At 59.3% G+C, this 16,211-nt stretch carries 17 protein-coding genes and 1 pseudogene; 3 read left to right on the forward strand and 15 right to left on the reverse strand.

Features of this window, described 5'->3' with window-relative positions:
* The 15 genes and pseudogenes from ACRXB1_RS13450 to ACRXB1_RS13520 form a co-directional block, all read right to left on the reverse strand.
* Positions 1-111: pseudogene (locus tag ACRXB1_RS13450) on the reverse strand (IS701 family transposase); the annotation flags it as partial.
* A gap of 208 nt (positions 112-319) precedes the next feature.
* Complete coding sequence (asd, locus tag ACRXB1_RS13455) at positions 320-1,441, reverse strand: aspartate-semialdehyde dehydrogenase (protein ID WP_449492268.1); 1,122 nt, start codon at positions 1,439-1,441, stop codon at positions 320-322.
* A 458-nt stretch (positions 1,442-1,899) separates the two neighbouring features.
* Entirely contained in the window at positions 1,900-2,967 is a 1,068-nt protein-coding gene (leuB, locus tag ACRXB1_RS13460; RefSeq protein WP_449492269.1) for a 3-isopropylmalate dehydrogenase, read from the reverse strand.
* Positions 2,968-2,996: 29 nt separating this feature from the next.
* A complete protein-coding gene (leuD, locus tag ACRXB1_RS13465; protein WP_062002462.1) occupies positions 2,997-3,647 on the reverse strand; it encodes a 3-isopropylmalate dehydratase small subunit in 651 nt (216 codons plus the stop codon).
* A 19-nt stretch (positions 3,648-3,666) separates the two neighbouring features.
* Positions 3,667-3,795: an entericidin A/B family lipoprotein gene (locus tag ACRXB1_RS13470; protein WP_062002461.1), complete on the reverse strand. Its 129-nt coding sequence runs from the start codon at positions 3,793-3,795 to the stop codon at positions 3,667-3,669.
* Positions 3,792-5,201 (reverse strand): 3-isopropylmalate dehydratase large subunit, encoded by a 1,410-nt coding sequence (gene leuC, locus ACRXB1_RS13475; protein ID WP_062172068.1) that lies wholly within the window; start codon positions 5,199-5,201, stop codon positions 3,792-3,794. Before leuC ends, ACRXB1_RS13470 begins: the two co-directional genes overlap by 4 nt.
* 263 nt (positions 5,202-5,464) lie before the next feature.
* Complete coding sequence (ppk2, locus tag ACRXB1_RS13480) at positions 5,465-6,565, reverse strand: polyphosphate kinase 2 (protein ID WP_449492270.1); 1,101 nt, start codon at positions 6,563-6,565, stop codon at positions 5,465-5,467.
* Between the two features lie 58 nt (positions 6,566-6,623).
* Positions 6,624-6,845 (reverse strand): YdcH family protein, encoded by a 222-nt coding sequence (locus ACRXB1_RS13485; RefSeq protein ID WP_174363904.1) that lies wholly within the window; start codon positions 6,843-6,845, stop codon positions 6,624-6,626.
* Between the two features lie 242 nt (positions 6,846-7,087).
* On the reverse strand, positions 7,088-8,389 hold the full coding sequence (gltA, locus tag ACRXB1_RS13490) for a citrate synthase (RefSeq protein WP_062172062.1): 1,302 nt from the start codon (positions 8,387-8,389) through the stop codon (positions 7,088-7,090).
* Between the two features lie 74 nt (positions 8,390-8,463).
* Positions 8,464-8,736, reverse strand: coding sequence for an FAD assembly factor SdhE (locus tag ACRXB1_RS13495; RefSeq protein ID WP_056362818.1), 273 nt, complete (start codon positions 8,734-8,736; stop codon positions 8,464-8,466).
* A gap of 13 nt (positions 8,737-8,749) precedes the next feature.
* The gene (locus ACRXB1_RS13500) at positions 8,750-9,454 is read right to left on the reverse strand and encodes a succinate dehydrogenase iron-sulfur subunit (RefSeq protein WP_031362534.1); all 705 of its coding nucleotides are present in this window, start codon (positions 9,452-9,454) and stop codon (positions 8,750-8,752) included.
* A 15-nt stretch (positions 9,455-9,469) separates the two neighbouring features.
* The gene (gene sdhA / locus ACRXB1_RS13505) at positions 9,470-11,248 is read right to left on the reverse strand and encodes a succinate dehydrogenase flavoprotein subunit (protein WP_062002456.1); all 1,779 of its coding nucleotides are present in this window, start codon (positions 11,246-11,248) and stop codon (positions 9,470-9,472) included.
* Between the two features lie 3 nt (positions 11,249-11,251).
* Positions 11,252-11,626: a succinate dehydrogenase, hydrophobic membrane anchor protein gene (sdhD, locus tag ACRXB1_RS13510; protein WP_062002455.1), complete on the reverse strand. Its 375-nt coding sequence runs from the start codon at positions 11,624-11,626 to the stop codon at positions 11,252-11,254.
* Positions 11,627-11,628: 2 nt separating this feature from the next.
* The gene (sdhC, locus tag ACRXB1_RS13515; protein WP_060818444.1) at positions 11,629-12,039 is read right to left on the reverse strand and encodes a succinate dehydrogenase, cytochrome b556 subunit; all 411 of its coding nucleotides are present in this window, start codon (positions 12,037-12,039) and stop codon (positions 11,629-11,631) included.
* Positions 12,040-12,196: 157 nt separating this feature from the next.
* Positions 12,197-12,985, reverse strand: a complete 789-nt coding sequence (locus tag ACRXB1_RS13520; protein WP_062002454.1) for a GntR family transcriptional regulator — start codon at positions 12,983-12,985, stop codon at positions 12,197-12,199.
* A gap of 590 nt (positions 12,986-13,575) precedes the next feature.
* On the opposite strand from ACRXB1_RS13520, the gene ACRXB1_RS13525 reads away from it, so the two are divergent.
* The 3 genes from ACRXB1_RS13525 to ACRXB1_RS13535 form a co-directional block, all read left to right on the forward strand.
* Positions 13,576-14,562, forward strand: a complete 987-nt coding sequence (locus ACRXB1_RS13525; RefSeq protein ID WP_056362837.1) for a malate dehydrogenase — start codon at positions 13,576-13,578, stop codon at positions 14,560-14,562.
* Positions 14,563-14,703: 141 nt separating this feature from the next.
* Positions 14,704-15,705, forward strand: coding sequence for an HpcH/HpaI aldolase/citrate lyase family protein (locus tag ACRXB1_RS13530; RefSeq protein ID WP_449492271.1), 1,002 nt, complete (start codon positions 14,704-14,706; stop codon positions 15,703-15,705).
* Positions 15,706-15,730: 25 nt separating this feature from the next.
* Positions 15,731-16,211 (forward strand): citrate/2-methylcitrate synthase (locus ACRXB1_RS13535; protein WP_449492272.1); only part of this gene is annotated, 481 nt, incomplete at its 3' end.

The raw sequence follows: 16,211 nt of genomic DNA on the forward strand, positions 1-16,211 counted from the left end.
AAACGGCAGGCCCTTGTGATGAACCGCATTGGTCAGCATGTCGCGCACGTGATCGAGCTTGGACTTGCCGTCGCCGTCCGGATCGTAGATGCGGTAATCGATGATCCAGTATTCACCGCTCTGGGGGGAGTGAAGTGGCGGGGCTGCGAATGAAATGGCCGACTCGGACGAACGATCATTGAAACTCCAGGCGAGTGGACAGAAACGAAAACGGGAAACAGGAACCAGGAACCGCGATAAACCCGCCGCACAACGAAAAAGCGCCGCGCAAGCGCGACGCTTTAATCAAACTGCCGCGCGTCGTGGCGCGTAGTTTACTTTACTTGTCCAGCAGGATGCGAAGCATCCGGCGCAGCGGTTCGGCCGCGCCCCACAACAACTGGTCGCCAACCGTGAACGCCGACAGATATTCGCCGCCCATCGCCAGCTTGCGCAGACGTCCGACCGGCACCGTCAGCGAACCCGTGACGACCGCCGGAGACAGATCGCGCATCGATGCTTCGCGTTCGTTCGGAACGACCTTCACCCAGTCATTCGCCGATGCCAGGATGCCGTGCACTTCATCCAGCGGCACGTCCTTCGTGAGCTTGATGGTCAGCGCCTGCGAGTGACAACGCATTGCGCCGATGCGCACGCACAAGCCGTCGACCGGAACCGAACCTCGTTCGCCCATGGCGGGAAGCCCGAGAATCTTGTTGGTTTCCGCGCCACCCTTCCATTCTTCCTTCGACATGCCGTTGCCGAGGTCTTTGTCGATCCAGGGAATCAACGAGCCGGCGAGCGGCACGCCGAAGTTATCGACCGGCATGCGTTCGCTAGACATGGCCGCCTGCACGCGCTTGTCGATATCCAGAATGGCCGACGACGGATCCGCCAGATCCTCCTTGGCCGCGCCGTACAGCACGCCCATTTGCTGCAGCAGTTCGCGCATGTTCTGCGCGCCCGCGCCGGAAGCCGCCTGATACGTCATGGCGGTCGTCCATTCGACCAGCTTGTGATTGAACAAGCCGCCGAGCGCCATCAGCATCAGGCTGACCGTGCAATTCCCGCCGATAAAATTCCGGCCGCCCTTCACCAGCGAATCCTTGATGACGTTCAGGTTCACCGGATCGAGAATGATGACCGCGTCGTCCTTCATGCGCAGCGACGAAGCCGCATCGATCCAGTAACCCTTCCAGCCGGCGGCGCGCAACTTCGGATATACGTCGTTCGTGTAATCGCCGCCCTGGCACGTAATGATCGCGTCGCACTTTTTCAGGTCGTCAATACTCGTCGCATCTTTGAGTTTCGTCTCGTTTTTCGCGAACGACGGCGCATTGCCGCCCGCATTGCTGGTGCTGAAAAACACCGGTTCGATCAGGTCGAAATCGCCTTCCTGCTGCATGCGCTGCATCAGGACGCTGCCGACCATGCCGCGCCAACCAACGAGACCTACGTTCATGACTAACCTTTATTGTGGACACTCCCCCGCTTCAGCCAGACCCTCCGCCGGCGTGACCGCGCGGGGAAGATGGGCGGACACGACAGGCGATCAGCGGAACGTGATCGTTTTGAGGGAAATGGTTTTCGTAATGCGTTTGAGGCACGTGACGGTGCTCAAACGCGTAATGGCGAGACGATTCGTGCGGGCGCCTTCAATGCCGCCGCATGAAATCGAGTCCTGAGAGATTTTGGAGATCTTCGCCATGACAAAAGAGTCTACACGATAACCCGCATATTCGTCTCCCGCAGGGAACAAAACGCGCTGTTTCGACGTGTTTCGTGCGTCAACAGCGACGAATCGAGATGAAATGTCGCGATCGACGGTATCTTGATAATGCGTCGATCGCGAAACGCTTTTCCGCGGGAATTTTTCGCTGATGCATCCAACGGAAAAGCGAGTTGCGGTGCCGAAGAAGCTTAAAGGGCTGCGAGAACCGCGTCGCCCATTTCCTTCGTGCCGACCGTGCGACCGTCCTGCGTGGCGATATCGCCCGTGCGGAAACCTTGTGCCAGCACCTTCTTCACGGCCGTTTCAATGCGGTCCGCCTGCTCCGTCTTGCCGAGCGAATAACGCAGCATCATCGCGGCGGACAGGATGGTCGCGAGCGGATTTGCCACGCCCTTGCCGGAGATATCCGGAGCCGATCCATGCGACGGCTCGTACAAGCCCTTGTTGTTTTTATCGAGCGAAGCCGAGGGCAACATGCCGATAGATCCCGTCAACATGGCCGCTTCGTCCGAGAGAATGTCGCCGAACATGTTGCCGGTCACGACCACGTCGAACGCTTTCGGCGCCTTCACCAGTTGCATGGCCGCGTTGTCCACGTACATGTGCGACAGCTCGACGTCCGCATATTCCTTCGATACATCGATCATCACGTCACGCCACAATTGCGACGTTTCGAGCACGTTGGCTTTATCGACGCTCGTCAGCTTCTTCGCCCGCTTTTGCGCGGCCTGAAACGCCACGTGTGCGATGCGGCGCACTTCCGGCTCCGAATAACGCATCGTGTCGAAACCTTCCTTCGCGCCTTCGAACAAGCCATCCGGCGACGAACGCACGCCGCGCGGCTGGCCGAAATAGATATCGCCATTCAGTTCGCGGATGATCAGGATATCCAGTCCGGCCACTATCTCCGGTTTCAGCGACGAAGCTGCCGTCAGCTCCGGATAGCAGATAGCCGGACGGAAGTTTGCGAACAATTGCAGATGCTTGCGCAGACCGAGAATAGCTTGCTCGGGACGCAGCGCGCGCTCGAGCGAATCGTATTTCCAGTCGCCCACGGCGCCGAACAGGATTGCATCCGATGCCTTCGCCAGCGCGAGCGTCGCGTCCGGCAGCGGATGACCGCTCGCCTCGTAACCCGCGCCGCCGACCGGCGCCTCTTCGATCTCGAACTTCTCGCCGAGCGCGTTCAGGACCTTGACGGCTTCCTTGATGATCTCCGGACCGATGCCATCGCCGGGCAGCACTGCAATCTTCATGGTGTTTCCTTGTCTTTGTTGGTTCGTTTTTAGCGCACGAGGCGGTTATTCAGCCACGGCTGCTTCACGAGGCGTTCGTTTTCGAATTGCTTGATCTTGTCGGCGTGACGCAGCGTGAGGGCGATATCGTCAAAACCGTTCAGCAGGCAGAACTTGCGGAAACCCGGCACTTCGAACGGATATTCCGTGCCGTTGCCCGCCAGCACGACCTGGCGCTCGAGGTCCACTGTGAGCGTGAAGCCGTTGAACGCGTAGGTTTCGTTGAACAGCTTGTCGACCTGGCTGTCCGTCAGCACGATCGGCAGCAGACCGTTCTTGAAGCAGTTATTGAAGAAGATATCTGCAAAACTCGGCGCGATGATCGCGCGAAAGCCGTACTGGTCCAGCGCCCACGGCGCGTGTTCGCGCGAACTGCCGCAGCCGAAATTTTCGCGCGCCAGCAAGATCGACGCGCCCTTGTAGCGCGCCTGGTTCAGCACGAAATCGGGATTCAGCGGGCGCTTCGAATTGTCCTGGCCGGGTTCGCCGACATCGAGATAACGCCATTCATCGAACGCGTTGGGGCCAAAGCCCGTGCGCTTGATCGACTTGAGAAACTGCTTGGGGATGATCGCGTCCGTGTCGACATTCGCGCGATCCAGCGGCGCCACGAGCCCGCTATGTACAGTGAATTTTTCCATGATCCGTAACCGGTTGGGTTTATTTGGCCGCGTTGCTGATTGCGTTGCCGGTGGCGCGCACGTCCTCGCCGAAGCCGTGGACCGTGTTGCAGCCCGCTGCGCCGAGGGCGACGCCGATCAACACCAGTAAAGTTGCAACGCGTTTCATGCAAGCTCGCGGATATCGACGAAATGACCTTCGATGGCCGCTGCCGCCGCCATCGCCGGGCTCACCAGATGCGTGCGTCCGCCCGCGCCTTGACGCCCTTCGAAATTGCGATTCGATGTCGACGCGCAACGCTCGCCCGGATCCAGCCGGTCGGCGTTCATGGCGAGGCACATCGAGCAACCGGGTTCACGCCACTGGAAGCCGGCATCGGTAAACACCTTGTCCAGTCCTTCGCGCTCGGCTTGCGCCTTTACGAGACCGGAGCCCGGCACGACCATCGCCAAACGGATATTCGATGCCACGCGGCGGCCAAGCGTCTTCACTACATACGCGGCTGCACGCAAGTCCTCGATCCGCGCGTTCGTGCACGAGCCGATAAAAATCTTGTCCGGCTTGATGGATTGCATCGGCGTGTTCGGTTCGAGCGCCATGTACTTCAACGCGCGTTCGATGGCGTCACGCTTGACCGGATCCTTCTCGCGTTCGGGATCGGGCACCCGGCCGTCGATGGACACCACCATTTCCGGCGATGTACCCCACGTCACCTGCGGCACGATTTCGGCGGCGTTCAATTCCACTACGCGGTCGAATTTTGCGTCGGCGTCGGAGGTAAAACCGCGCCAATAGGTGGCGGCTTGCTCGAATTCCACGCCTTGCGGTGAGAAAGGCCGGTCTTTGAGGTAGTTGATGGTGGTTTCATCGACCGCGACCATGCCAGCCCGCGCGCCCGCTTCGATGGCCATGTTGCAGACCGTCATGCGGCCTTCCATTGAAAGCGAACGGATGGTCGAGCCGCCGAATTCGATGGCATAACCATTGCCGCCGGCCGTCCCGATCTTGCCGATGATCGCCAGCACGATGTCCTTCGCCGTACAGCCGCGCGGCAGCGGACCTTCGACCTTGACGAGCATGTTCTTGCTTTTCTTTTGCAGCAGCGTTTGCGTGGCGAGGACGTGCTCGACTTCCGACGTGCCAATGCCGTGCGCCAGCGCGCCGAACGCGCCGTGCGTGGACGTGTGCGAATCGCCGCAAACGATGGTCATGCCCGGGAGCGTCGCACCTTGTTCCGGCCCGATGATATGCACGATGCCCTGCCGCAGGTCGTTCATCTTGAACTGCGTGATGCCGTAGGCGTCGCAATTGTCATCGAGCGTATCGACTTGCAGCTTCGAGATCGGATCCGCGATGCCGTGCGAACGGTCGGTCGTGGGCACGTTGTGGTCCGACACAGCCAGGTTCGCGCTGATGCGCCAGACCGGCCGCTCGGCCAGCTTCAGGCCTTCGAACGCTTGCGGGCTCGTCACTTCATGCAACAAATGACGATCGATGTAAAGGATGGACGTGCCGTCGTCCTCGGTGTGGATCACATGTGAATTCCACAACTTGTCGTAGAGCGTCTGGGCCATGGTCTTTTTGCCGGTTGTAACTGCGGGGTATGTTTTTTGGTTTGATGATTATGCCACGCAGATCGGCGCATTGCGCTGCCACTCGGGAAAAAACCGATATAAAACATGGGGTTAGGGTGGTAGTTGTGCTACCTGTATGGGGAATACCGGGCTGCATGGAACCCTTCGACGCTGCGCAGGCGGATATGAATAATCAGCCGCCAATGAAAAAGGGCGATAACGCTATCTGCGCTTTCGCCCGCTTACCTTGCACTGCCAGTTATTTACAACGCCCGCCCCACGATCAACGGATCAACCGTCCCGATTGCCCGCATATCGCGGTTCGTGTACGGCAGTTTATGCAACACATGGCGCATTGCATTAAGCCGCGCCCGTTTCTTGCAATCCGATAAAACCACCGCCCAAGGGCAATCGGCCGTATCTGTTTGCGCGAACATCGCTTCTTTCGCTGCGGTGTATTCGTCCCATTTATCCAGCGATGCCAGATCGACCGGGCTCAGTTTCCACTGCTTGAGCGGATGAATCTCGCGCTCTTTGAACCGTCGGCGCTGCTCATCCCGGCTTACTGAAAACCAGAACTTGACCACGTGGATTCCGCTACGAACAAGCTGGCGTTCAAACTCCGGAACCTGCTGCATGAAATCGTTATATTCCTGGTCCGAGCAAAAACCCATCACGCGCTCTACGCCGGCGCGGTTGTACCAGGAACGATCGAACAAAACGATTTCACCCGATGTCGGTAGATGCTGCACGTATCGCTGGAAATACCACTGACCGCGCTCGGATTCCGATGGCTTTTCAAGCGCAACGACGCGCGCACCGCGAGGGTTCATGTGCTCCATGAACCGCTTGATGGCGCCGCCCTTCCCCGCTGCATCGCGTCCTTCGAATACGATCACCAGACGTTCGCCCGTCTCCCGCACCCACGCCTGCAGTTTCAGCAATTCGACCTGCAGCGCGTACTTCTGCTTCTCATACCCGCGCCGCGACATCAGATTCCGATATGGGTACCCTCCCGTGCGCCAATTCCGCGCCAACTCGTTGTCAGGATGACGCGAAGCACGTGTTTGCCACAACGCGGGATCACCCTCGAGCATGATGCTACGGAACGTCGCGGCCTCATCGGGTGAGAGACCGCTCATCAAGCTCTTGATGGTCTCCATCAGCGCGGCCGGATCCTGCGTAGCGCTGGTCGACAGCACATGCTGTACGGTGCTTGCAATGTGTTCGTTGGCTGCATCGATGCCGTGGCTTGTTTCATCGATCTGCGCGGCGCGCGGCGTGTTGGTCGGCAGTACGTCGCCGCGCGCAACGTTTCTTACGGCTGAGTCGCGAGCATCGAATTTGTCGTGCTGTGATGTCAAAGTATTTTCCTTATAACCAGGTGCCCCGCGTGTCCAGGTCGTGCGGGGCACTCCTTGCTCAAGCTGGCGTAGCAGCCTTTTTCAAGACGACATAGATCTTGTCCTTCAGCAGCAACTTTTCCTTCTTGAGCGTTTCGATAGAACGTCCATCCGCCGGCGACGGCCCGTTCTCCATGTTCTTGATCTGATGGTCCAGTTCGTTGTGACGCTGGAACAGCCGGGCGAAATGCGCGTCTTCGGTTTTGAGTGTGGAAATCAGGTCGCGGAATTCGGGAAACATTGGAAGCTCCTCAAACAAGATGCGGGTAATACCCGCGGGGTCAGTAAGCCCGGATATCTTGGCATTACTACACAATTCGGATGTTGATAAACATCGTGTTCGAGTGAGTTTTGGCCCGGGCAAGTTGTGTTTAAGGTGAGACGAAGCGGGAGCCGGGGTGAGCGTAACGATACCGCCCCGAAATGCAAAAAGCCCCAGCGGATGCCCGCTGGGGCTTTGTTCAAACAACTGGCTTATGCAACTTACCGCTTGTCAATCGCCTTCGCTTCACGCGGCGTATCGCCGATAAACAACTGACGCGGACGGCCAATCTTCTGTTCCGGATCAGCGATCATTTCGTTCCACTGCGCGATCCAGCCCACGGTACGCGCCATCGCAAACACGCACGTAAACATCGCGGTCGGAATACCCAGCGCGCGCTGAACAATACCCGAGTAGAAATCGACATTCGGATACAGCTTGCGCGAAACAAAGTATTCGTCTTCCAGCGCAATCTTTTCCAGCGCCATTGCGAGCTTGAACAACGGGTCGTCATGCAGACCCAGTTCTTCGAGCACTTCGTGGCACGTTTCACGCATCAACTTCGCACGCGGATCGTAGTTCTTGTACACGCGATGCCCGAAGCCCATCAGCTTCACGCCTGAGTTCTTGTCCTTGACCTGCTTGATGAACTCAGGAATGTTGTCGACCGAGCCGATCTCTTCCAGCATGTTCAACGCGGCTTCATTCGCACCGCCATGCGCCGGGCCCCACAAACAAGCAATACCGGCAGCAATACAAGCAAACGGATTCGCACCCGACGATCCGGCCAGACGCACGGTCGATGTCGATGCATTCTGCTCATGGTCAGCATGCAGGATCAGGATGCGATCCAGCGCGCGCACGAGCACGTCGTTGACCTTGTACTCTTCGCACGGGTTCGAGAACATCATGTGCATGAAGTTCGCGCTGTACGACAGGTCGTTCTTCGGATACACGAACGGCTGACCGATGGTGAACTTGTACGCCATGGCCACCAGCGTCGGCAGCTTCGCGATCATGCGAATAGCCGATACGTCGCGGTGACGCGGATCGTTGATGTTCAGCGAGTCGTGATAGAACGCCGACAATGCGCCGACGGCGGCCACGAGGACGGCCATCGGGTGTGCGTCGCGACGGAAACCGCGGAAGAAGAAGTGCATCTGCTCGTGAACCATCGTGTGCTTCGTGACAGTTTCAACGAACTCTTCTTTTTGCTCGGCGGTCGGCAGGTCGCCATGCAACAGCGCGTAGCAGGTTTCGAGAAAGTCGGCCTTGACCGCGAGTTCCTCGATCGGATATCCGCGATACAGCAACTCGCCCTTGTCACCGTCAATGTACGTGATCGCGGAATTGCACGCCGCCGTCGACATGAAGCCCGGATCGTAGGTGAACTTGCCGGTCTGGCCGTACAGCTTGCGGATGTCGATTACGTCCGGGCCCAGGGTACCCTTGTAAATCGGCATTTCGACGCTCGGCGAGTTGTCGCTGAACGATAGCGTGGCTTTAACATCTGACGGGGTCATAGCACATCCTCAATCGAAGTATGGAAACAGGTTTTCGATAATTCGCACGACAATTGCACAACCGCGTGACTGGCTCAGGCTGAGCGCAGCATCTCCAGCACGCGAGTCATATCCGGCGAGGCCAGTTCGCCATCCGGTTCCTTGCGTGCCAGCAGCAAGTCCATCAGGTCGTTGTCGCTCAGTTCCAGCAGTTGCGTCAGCACGCCGACGTCCGTGTCACTGAGGTCATGCTCATATCGGCTGAAAAAACGTTCGAAGATCAGATCGTTTTCCAGCAGACCGCGCCGCGCCCGCCACCTAAGGCGTGCACGACGTAGAGGGTCGGACTGATGCCCGGAGTCATTCATGACACAGTCCCTATCAGACAGCGCGGCGCACCATCAATTCCTTGATCTTGCCGATTGCCTTCGTGGGGTTCAGTCCCTTCGGGCACACATCCACGCAATTCATGATCGTGTGGCAACGGAACAGACGGTACGGATCTTCCAGGTTGTCCAGACGTTCACCCGTCGCTTCGTCGCGGCTGTCCGCAATGAAACGATAGGCTTGCAGCAAGCCCGCCGGACCCACGAACTTGTCCGGGTTCCACCAAAAGCTCGGGCACGAGGTGGAGCAGCTGGCGCACAGAATGCACTCGTACAAGCCATCAAGCTCGTCGCGTTCTTCGGGCGTCTGCAGACGCTCCTTTTCCGGCGGCGGCGTGTCGTTGATCAGGTACGGCTTGATCGAATGATACTGGTTGAAAAACTGCGTGAAGTCGCAGATCAGATCACGCACGACCGGCAGACCCGGCAGCGGACGCAGCACGATCTTCTGCGGCAGGTCGTTCATGTTCTGCAGGCAGGCCAGGCCGTTCTTGCCGTTGATGTTCATGGCGTCCGAACCGCACACGCCTTCACGGCACGAACGGCGGAACGACAGGGTTTCATCGACAGATTTCAGCTTCAGCAGCGCGTCCAGCAACATGCGCTCGTGCGAGTCGATTTCGATCTCGTACGTCTGCATGCGGGGCGCCGCATCCTTGTCCGGATCGTAGCGGTAGATTTCAAAAGTACGCTTTGCCATTTCGATTCCTTTGCCTTAGAAGGTCCGCGCTTTGGGCGGCACCGATTCGACCGTCAGCGGCGTCATGTGCACCGGCTTGTAGTCGAGCTTGTCGCCTTCGCTGAACCACAGCGTGTGCTTCATCCAGTTGTCGTCGTCGCGCGTTTCGAAGTTGCTGTGCGCATGCGCACCGCGGCTTTCCTTGCGCGCTTCCGCCGAAATCATGGTGGCGCGCGCCACTTCGATCAGGTTCGCGAGTTCGAGCGCTTCGACCTTCGCCGTGTTGAAGACCTTCGACTTGTCCTTCAGGTGCACGTGCTTCACGCGCTCGGACAGTTCCTTGATCTTGCCTACGCCTTCTTCCAGCAGCGCGGACGTGCGGAACACACCAGCGTGTGCCTGCATGGTCGCGCGGATATCGTTCGCGATGGCCTGCGTGTATTCGCCCGACGACGAGTTTTCCAGCACGGCGAGGCGTTCAAGCGCTGCGTCGGCTGCATCGGCCGGAAGGGGCTTGTGCTCCTTCATTTCCTTCGCATGCTTGATGATGTGGTTGCCGGCCGCACGCCCGAACACCACGAGGTCGAGCAGCGAGTTCGTGCCGAGACGGTTCGCGCCGTGCACCGACACACACGAGCATTCGCCGACAGCGTAGAAGCCGTTGACCGGTTCTTCGTAGCCGCCCTTGAGCGTTCCGACCACCTGGCCGTGAATGTTCGTCGGAATGCCGCCCATCTGGTAATGGATGGTCGGCACAACCGGAATCGGTTCCTTGATGCAATCGACGTTCGCGAACTTCATCGCGATTTCGCGGATCGACGGGAGACGCTTCATGATGGTCTCGGCGCCGATGTGCGAAAGGTCAAGCAACACGTGATCCTTGTTCGGACCCACGCCGCGGCCTTCCTTGATTTCCTGGTCCATCGAACGCGATACGAAGTCACGCGGCGCCAGGTCCTTCAAAGTCGGTGCGTAGCGTTCCATGAAGCGCTCGCCGTCCGAGTTGCGCAGGATGCCGCCTTCGCCGCGCACGCCTTCGGTGATCAGCACGCCCGCGCCGGCCACGCCGGTCGGATGGAATTGCCAGAATTCCATGTCCTGCAAGGCGATGCCCGAACGCGCGGCCATGCCGAGTCCGTCGCCGGTATTGATGAACGCATTGGTCGATGCCGCGAAGATCCGGCCCGCGCCGCCCGTTGCGAACAACGTGGTCTTGCCTTCGAGGATGTGGACGTCGCCCGTTTCCATTTCCAGCGCGGTCACGCCGAGCACGTCGCCGTCGGCGTCGCGGATCAGGTCCAGCGCCATCCATTCAACGAAGAAGTGCGTCTTGGCCGCGACGTTCTGCTGATACAGCGTGTGCAGCAACGCGTGGCCGGTACGGTCGGCCGCGGCGCATGCGCGCTGAACCGGCTTCTCGCCGTAGTTCGCCGTGTGGCCGCCGAACGGACGCTGGTAGATCGTGCCGTCGGCGTTGCGATCGAACGGCATGCCCATGTGTTCGAGTTCGTAGACAGCGCCAGGGGCTTCGCGGCACATGAATTCGATCGCATCCTGGTCGCCGAGCCAGTCGGAGCCCTTGATGGTGTCGTAGAAGTGGTAATGCCAGTTGTCTTCGCTCATGTTGCCGAGCGACGCGCCAATCCCGCCTTGCGCGGCCACGGTATGCGAACGCGTGGGGAATACCTTGGACAGCACCGCGACCGACAAACCCGCACGAGCGAGTTGCAGCGAAGCGCGCATGCCGGAACCACCTGCACCCACGATCACGACGTCAAAACGGCGACGCGGCAGGGACGTTTTAATTGCAGCCATTCTTTACACTCTCCAGAGAATCTGTGCCGCGTAGCCGATACAACCGACCAGCCAGAGGATCGTCGCCACTTGCAGGAGCAGACGCAAGCCGACCGGCTTCACGTAGTCCATCCAGATGTCCCGAATGCCGACCCACGCGTGATAGAAGAGCGAGAGCAGGGCTACGAAGGTTGCAAGCTTCATCCATTGCATGGCGAAGATCGACGCCCAGCCGTCATACGAAAAATCGCGTGCACCGAAAAACCAGAACAGCAGCACCAGCGTGTACAAAGCCATGACAACGGCGGTAATGCGCTGCGCGAGCCAGTCGCGCAGACCGTAATGCGCGCCCACTACAAGGCGCTTGGGACCGATTCGGTTGTTGTTATTCGCGGCCATTGTCAGAAGGCTCCGAAGAGTTTAAGCGCAACGACGATTGTCAGCAGGGTCGACACCGTCAGTACCACGATGGACGTCTGCTTGCCGCCTTCCTTGCTTACTGCACGGTGCGTATCGAGAAGGAGGAAACGGATGCCGGCGCAGAAGTGGAACAGGAAGGACCACGACAGCACGAGCACGACGAGCTTGACGAGAGGATTGGCGAGAAAGCCCTTGAATGCATCGAAACTGATTTCCGATGTCAGGCTTTGGTCCAGCAGATAAAGCAGAAACGGTAGCGCTACGAATAGAAGCAGACCACTGATGCGGTGCAGAATCGAAACCTTCCCCGCTAGTGGCAAGCGGTAGGTTGCGAGCTGAGCAAGTCCGATGTTCCGGTACTCAGGCCTTGGTTTTTTTACAGCTTCAGCCATGCTAGACCCCAACTTTGTTATCACACTAGTCCGCGATTTTAGCGCCTTTTCATATCGCGCTGCAGCGAAATGCCTCACAAGAAGCTATTGCTAATCGCGTGAGAAAGGCTTTTATGTCGACCCTCGAGGTTCGTCATCAAGCCGTCCACGTTCTGTTTCAACTCAAATCGTTTTGATAGTAATAGCCGTTCGTGACATACCAGCCGCGCCGGACTTCTACCGGCCGGTCGCCGTAGGTATAGGACACACGCTCAACAGATAAAAGCGGTGACCCCTCGCTTACTCCCAGCAATTCCCCGACCGCGACGTCAGCGCCGACCGCCCTTATTTTTTCCGATGCCCGGATCATGCGCGTACCGAACTCGGTTTCAAACATGGCGTAAAGCGGGCCTTTGTAGTCTGCGAGCCGCTCCGCCGTCAGGCCGCGGAATACCGCGCCAGGCAGCCAGATTTCATCGAATACGGTGGTTTCGCCGTCGAATTGCAGCAAACGCTTGATGCATACGACCGGGTCGGAGGGCTTCAAGTCGAGCTGGCGGGCAATTTCAGCGGGTGCGCGCACGCGGCGGCACTCCAGCAAACGGCTGACGTGGGGGTGGACATCGCCGTCTTCAGGCAGCAACCGTAGAAAGCGGAACTGTACGCGATCTTCGTTGTGCGTCGCAACAAATGTGCCTTTCCCCTGGCGCCTTACAAGAAGATTGTCGGCTGCGAGTTCATCGATGGCCTTGCGCACCGTGCCCTGACTCACCTTGTAACGGGCGGCAAGCTCGACTTCGCTGGGGATGATTTCGCCGGGCTTCCATTCGCCCGATTCCAGCCCTTGCGTGATGAGGGCCTTGATTTGCTGGTACAGCGGGCTGAACGTCGGCGACGAAGCGGGCGCGGCGTCAGTCGCACCGGGCGTGCCGGAAGGGTTCGTCGTGCTCGCTGGATTCGAATTCATCCGCGCATTTCATCATAAAGGCCCGAGCCGCGTCCAGCGGTTTCCCGGTCATTCCTATGTCTTATATAAGACATATGATATGGTTGACTTTGCATCATTCGAATTCTACACTCCTTGGCGAGCAAGGGTTTGCGGGGTGGCGCACGCGTCATCCGGTGCATCCGGCCTGTTGACCAGCAAGGCGCGTTTCGCATGGACTTCTCATGATCCGCACCGGGTTCGCGCCAATATGCCTCTCGCTCATCGCTTCAAGCCGAACGGCTTTCGTGTTCGCTTGGCCGCTGCCAGTGCCCCGCTCTTGCAACGCCCGCGCCCGACGGAAAACGCGACGCCCGGAGCGGTGGGTGGCGCCGAAGAAGCTTGACTCCGCGCAAACTCCCGCTTGCAAGACCCGATTTCCAGCATGTGGAGCGGGCTGCGATTGCCGGCATGCTACGGACGGTCAGTGACAATCCCGCTTCAGGCGCGTTGCCATTGGCTTTTCAGGGCTGCCCGCGCAGTTCGGATCACTTGCTTCATCAACGCTTCGCGTAACGCGCCTAAAATGGCGTTTTCCCCTAGCGTTTCACGCACCGTTCAGGAGTGTCTCAATGGCTAAGTCCGCAAAGCGCGTTGCCGTCACCGGCGCCGCAGGTCAAATCGGTTACTCGCTGCTGTTCCGCATCGCCAATGGCGATCTGCTTGGCAAGGACCAGCCGGTCATCCTTCAGTTGCTCGACCTGCCGCAGGCGCAAGGCGCCGTCAAGGGCGTAGTCATGGAACTGGAAGACTGCGCATTCCCGCTGCTGGCCGGCGTGGTCGTCACGGACGACCCGAAGGTCGCGTTCAAGGACGCAGACGTGGCGTTGCTGGTCGGCGCACGTCCCCGTTCGAAGGGCATGGAGCGTAAAGACCTGCTGTCCGCCAATGCAGAAATCTTCACGGTGCAAGGCAAGGCGCTCAACGACGTGGCAAGCCGCGACGTGAAGGTGCTGGTTGTCGGCAACCCGGCGAACACGAACGCGTACATCGCCATGAAATCGGCGCCGGACCTGCCGAAGAAGAATTTCACGGCAATGCTGCGCCTGGACCACAACCGTGCGCTGTCGCAACTGGCATCGAAGTCGGGCAAGCCGGTCGCTGCCATCGAAAAGCTGGCCGTGTGGGGCAATCACTCGCCGACCATGTATCCGGATTTCCGCTTCGCCACGGTCGAAGGCGAGTCGCTGACCAAGCTGATCAACGACGACGAATGGAACCGCAACACCTTCATCCCGACGGTCGGCAAGCGCGGCGCCGCGATCATCGAAGCGCGTGGACTGTCGTCGGCGGCATCGGCTGCCAATGCGGCAATCGACCACGTGCGTGACTGGGTGCTCGGCACGAACGGCAAGTGGGTCACGATGGGCATTCCGTCGGACGGTTCGTACGAAATCCCGGAAGACATCATCTATGGTGTGCCGGTGACGTGCGAAAACGGCGAATACAAGCGTGTCGAAGGCCTGGAAATCGATGCGTTCTCGCGCGAGAAGATGACTGGCACGCTGAACGAATTGCTTGAAGAGCGCGACGGTGTTGCGCATCTGCTGGGCAAGTAAGCAGGCTGATGTAGTCACGCGAGCGCCGTTGTATGCGGGCGCTCGCGGCTGATTCGAGTGCGTTTGGGCAAGCTCTGCGCACAACCGAACGTATTCGAATCCGCAGTTCCCACCCTCTCTAAAGCAAACCCGACGCCGACGATGCGCGCTCTCACCCCCGCCGAAGTGCTGTTTGAAGGTGATGTGCCCCCTGCTGTGATGCCCCCGTGCGATCACTATGCTGGAAGTGAGAAGCTGATCCGGAAATCGCTCGCATTGCAGGCGCAACTCGGCCCGGTGTTCGATATCACGCTGGATTGCGAAGACGGTGCCCAGGTCGGCCAGGAAGCAACGCACGCGGAGCTGGTGGCATCGTTTCTGGGCAGCGAAGGTGATCGCTTCGGCCGCGTCGGCGTACGGATACACGACTTCGAAAATCGCGCGTGGCGTGACGATGTCCGCATCATCCTGCGCGCCGCCAAAAAGGCGCCTGCCTACATCACGCTTCCGAAGATCCGCAGCGTGTTCGATGCCGCGGAGATGGTCGCGTTTATCGAAGCATCGCGGTGTGAGTTCGGAATCCAGCACGCCATCCCGTGCCAATTGCTGATCGAAACCCATGGCGCGCTGGCCGAGGTGTTCGACCTCGCTGCCCTGCCCGGCGTGGAAGCGCTGAGTTTTGGATTGATGGATTTTGTGTCGGCGCATAACGGCGCAATTCCCGATACCGCCATGCGCTCTCCCGGCCAGTTCGATCACCCCCTCGTGCGGCGCGCGAAGCTCGAGATCGCGGCGGCTTGCCACGCGCACGGGAAAGTGCCGTCGCATAACGTCTGCACCGAAGTGCGCGACATGAGCGTGGTCGCAAACGATGCCCGGCGCGCCCGCAACGAGTTCGGCTACACGCGCATGTGGAGCATTCACCCGGACCAGATCAAGCCGATCGTCGATGCCTTCCTGCCGCGCAGCGATGAAATCTCTACAGCGACGGAGATCCTGCTCGCCGCGCAGACCGCGCAGTGGGGCCCGACTCGGTATCAGGACACGCTGCACGATCGCGCGAGTTACCGGTATTACTGGTCAGTGCTGCGGCGCGCGAAAGCGTCGGCGCAGGAAATTCCCGAAAGCGCGGAGACGCTTTTTTCACAGGACGAAGTAGCTTGACCTACCTATCAGGAGACTGGGTCGAATGAGCGATACCTTGACGAAAGAAGCACCCGCCGCCGGCGGGTTCAAGCCCAAGAAATCTGTCGCGCTTTCGGGCGTGACGGCGGGTAACACGGCGCTCTGCACCGTCGGCAAGACGGGCAACGATCTGCATTATCGTGGCTATGACATTCTGGATATTGCAGGAACCTCGGAGTTCGAGGAGATCGCGTATCTGCTCGTGCACGGCAAATTGCCGAACGCCGCCGAACTCAAGGCGTACAAGACGAAGCTCAAGGCGCTGCGTGGTCTGCCCGCGAACCTGAAGGCCGCGCTGGAATGGATTCCCGCTTCCGCTCATCCCATGGACGTCATGCGTACCGGCGTCTCCGTGCTCGGCACCTTGTTGCCCGAGAAGGACGATCACAACGTCGCGGGCGCGAAGGATATCGCCGACCGCCTGATGGCATCGCTGGGATCGATTCTGCTGTACTGGTATCACTATTCGCATAACGGCCGGCGCA

The organism is Caballeronia sp. M23-90, assembly GCF_053574605.1.

Coding starts and splice junctions, on each gene's coding strand:
- sdhC (WP_060818444.1), bottom strand. CDS start 12,039: ATGGCTGAAGCTGTAAAAAAACCAAGGCCTGAGTACCGGAACATCGGA.
- leuD (WP_062002462.1), bottom strand. CDS start 3,647: ATGGAAAAATTCACTGTACATAGCGGGCTCGTGGCGCCGCTGGATCGC.
- asd (WP_449492268.1), bottom strand. CDS start 1,441: ATGAACGTAGGTCTCGTTGGTTGGCGCGGCATGGTCGGCAGCGTCCTG.
- ACRXB1_RS13530 (WP_449492271.1), top strand. CDS start 14,704: ATGCGCGCTCTCACCCCCGCCGAAGTGCTGTTTGAAGGTGATGTGCCC.
- ACRXB1_RS13500 (WP_031362534.1), bottom strand. CDS start 9,454: ATGGCAAAGCGTACTTTTGAAATCTACCGCTACGATCCGGACAAGGAT.
- ACRXB1_RS13525 (WP_056362837.1), top strand. CDS start 13,576: ATGGCTAAGTCCGCAAAGCGCGTTGCCGTCACCGGCGCCGCAGGTCAA.
- gltA (WP_062172062.1), bottom strand. CDS start 8,389: ATGACCCCGTCAGATGTTAAAGCCACGCTATCGTTCAGCGACAACTCG.
- ACRXB1_RS13485 (WP_174363904.1), bottom strand. CDS start 6,845: ATGTTTCCCGAATTCCGCGACCTGATTTCCACACTCAAAACCGAAGAC.
- sdhD (WP_062002455.1), bottom strand. CDS start 11,626: ATGGCCGCGAATAACAACAACCGAATCGGTCCCAAGCGCCTTGTAGTG.
- ACRXB1_RS13470 (WP_062002461.1), bottom strand. CDS start 3,795: ATGAAACGCGTTGCAACTTTACTGGTGTTGATCGGCGTCGCCCTCGGC.
- ACRXB1_RS13495 (WP_056362818.1), bottom strand. CDS start 8,736: ATGAATGACTCCGGGCATCAGTCCGACCCTCTACGTCGTGCACGCCTT.
- leuB (WP_449492269.1), bottom strand. CDS start 2,967: ATGAAGATTGCAGTGCTGCCCGGCGATGGCATCGGTCCGGAGATCATC.
- sdhA (WP_062002456.1), bottom strand. CDS start 11,248: ATGGCTGCAATTAAAACGTCCCTGCCGCGTCGCCGTTTTGACGTCGTG.
- leuC (WP_062172068.1), bottom strand. CDS start 5,201: ATGGCCCAGACGCTCTACGACAAGTTGTGGAATTCACATGTGATCCAC.
- ACRXB1_RS13520 (WP_062002454.1), bottom strand. CDS start 12,985: ATGAATTCGAATCCAGCGAGCACGACGAACCCTTCCGGCACGCCCGGT.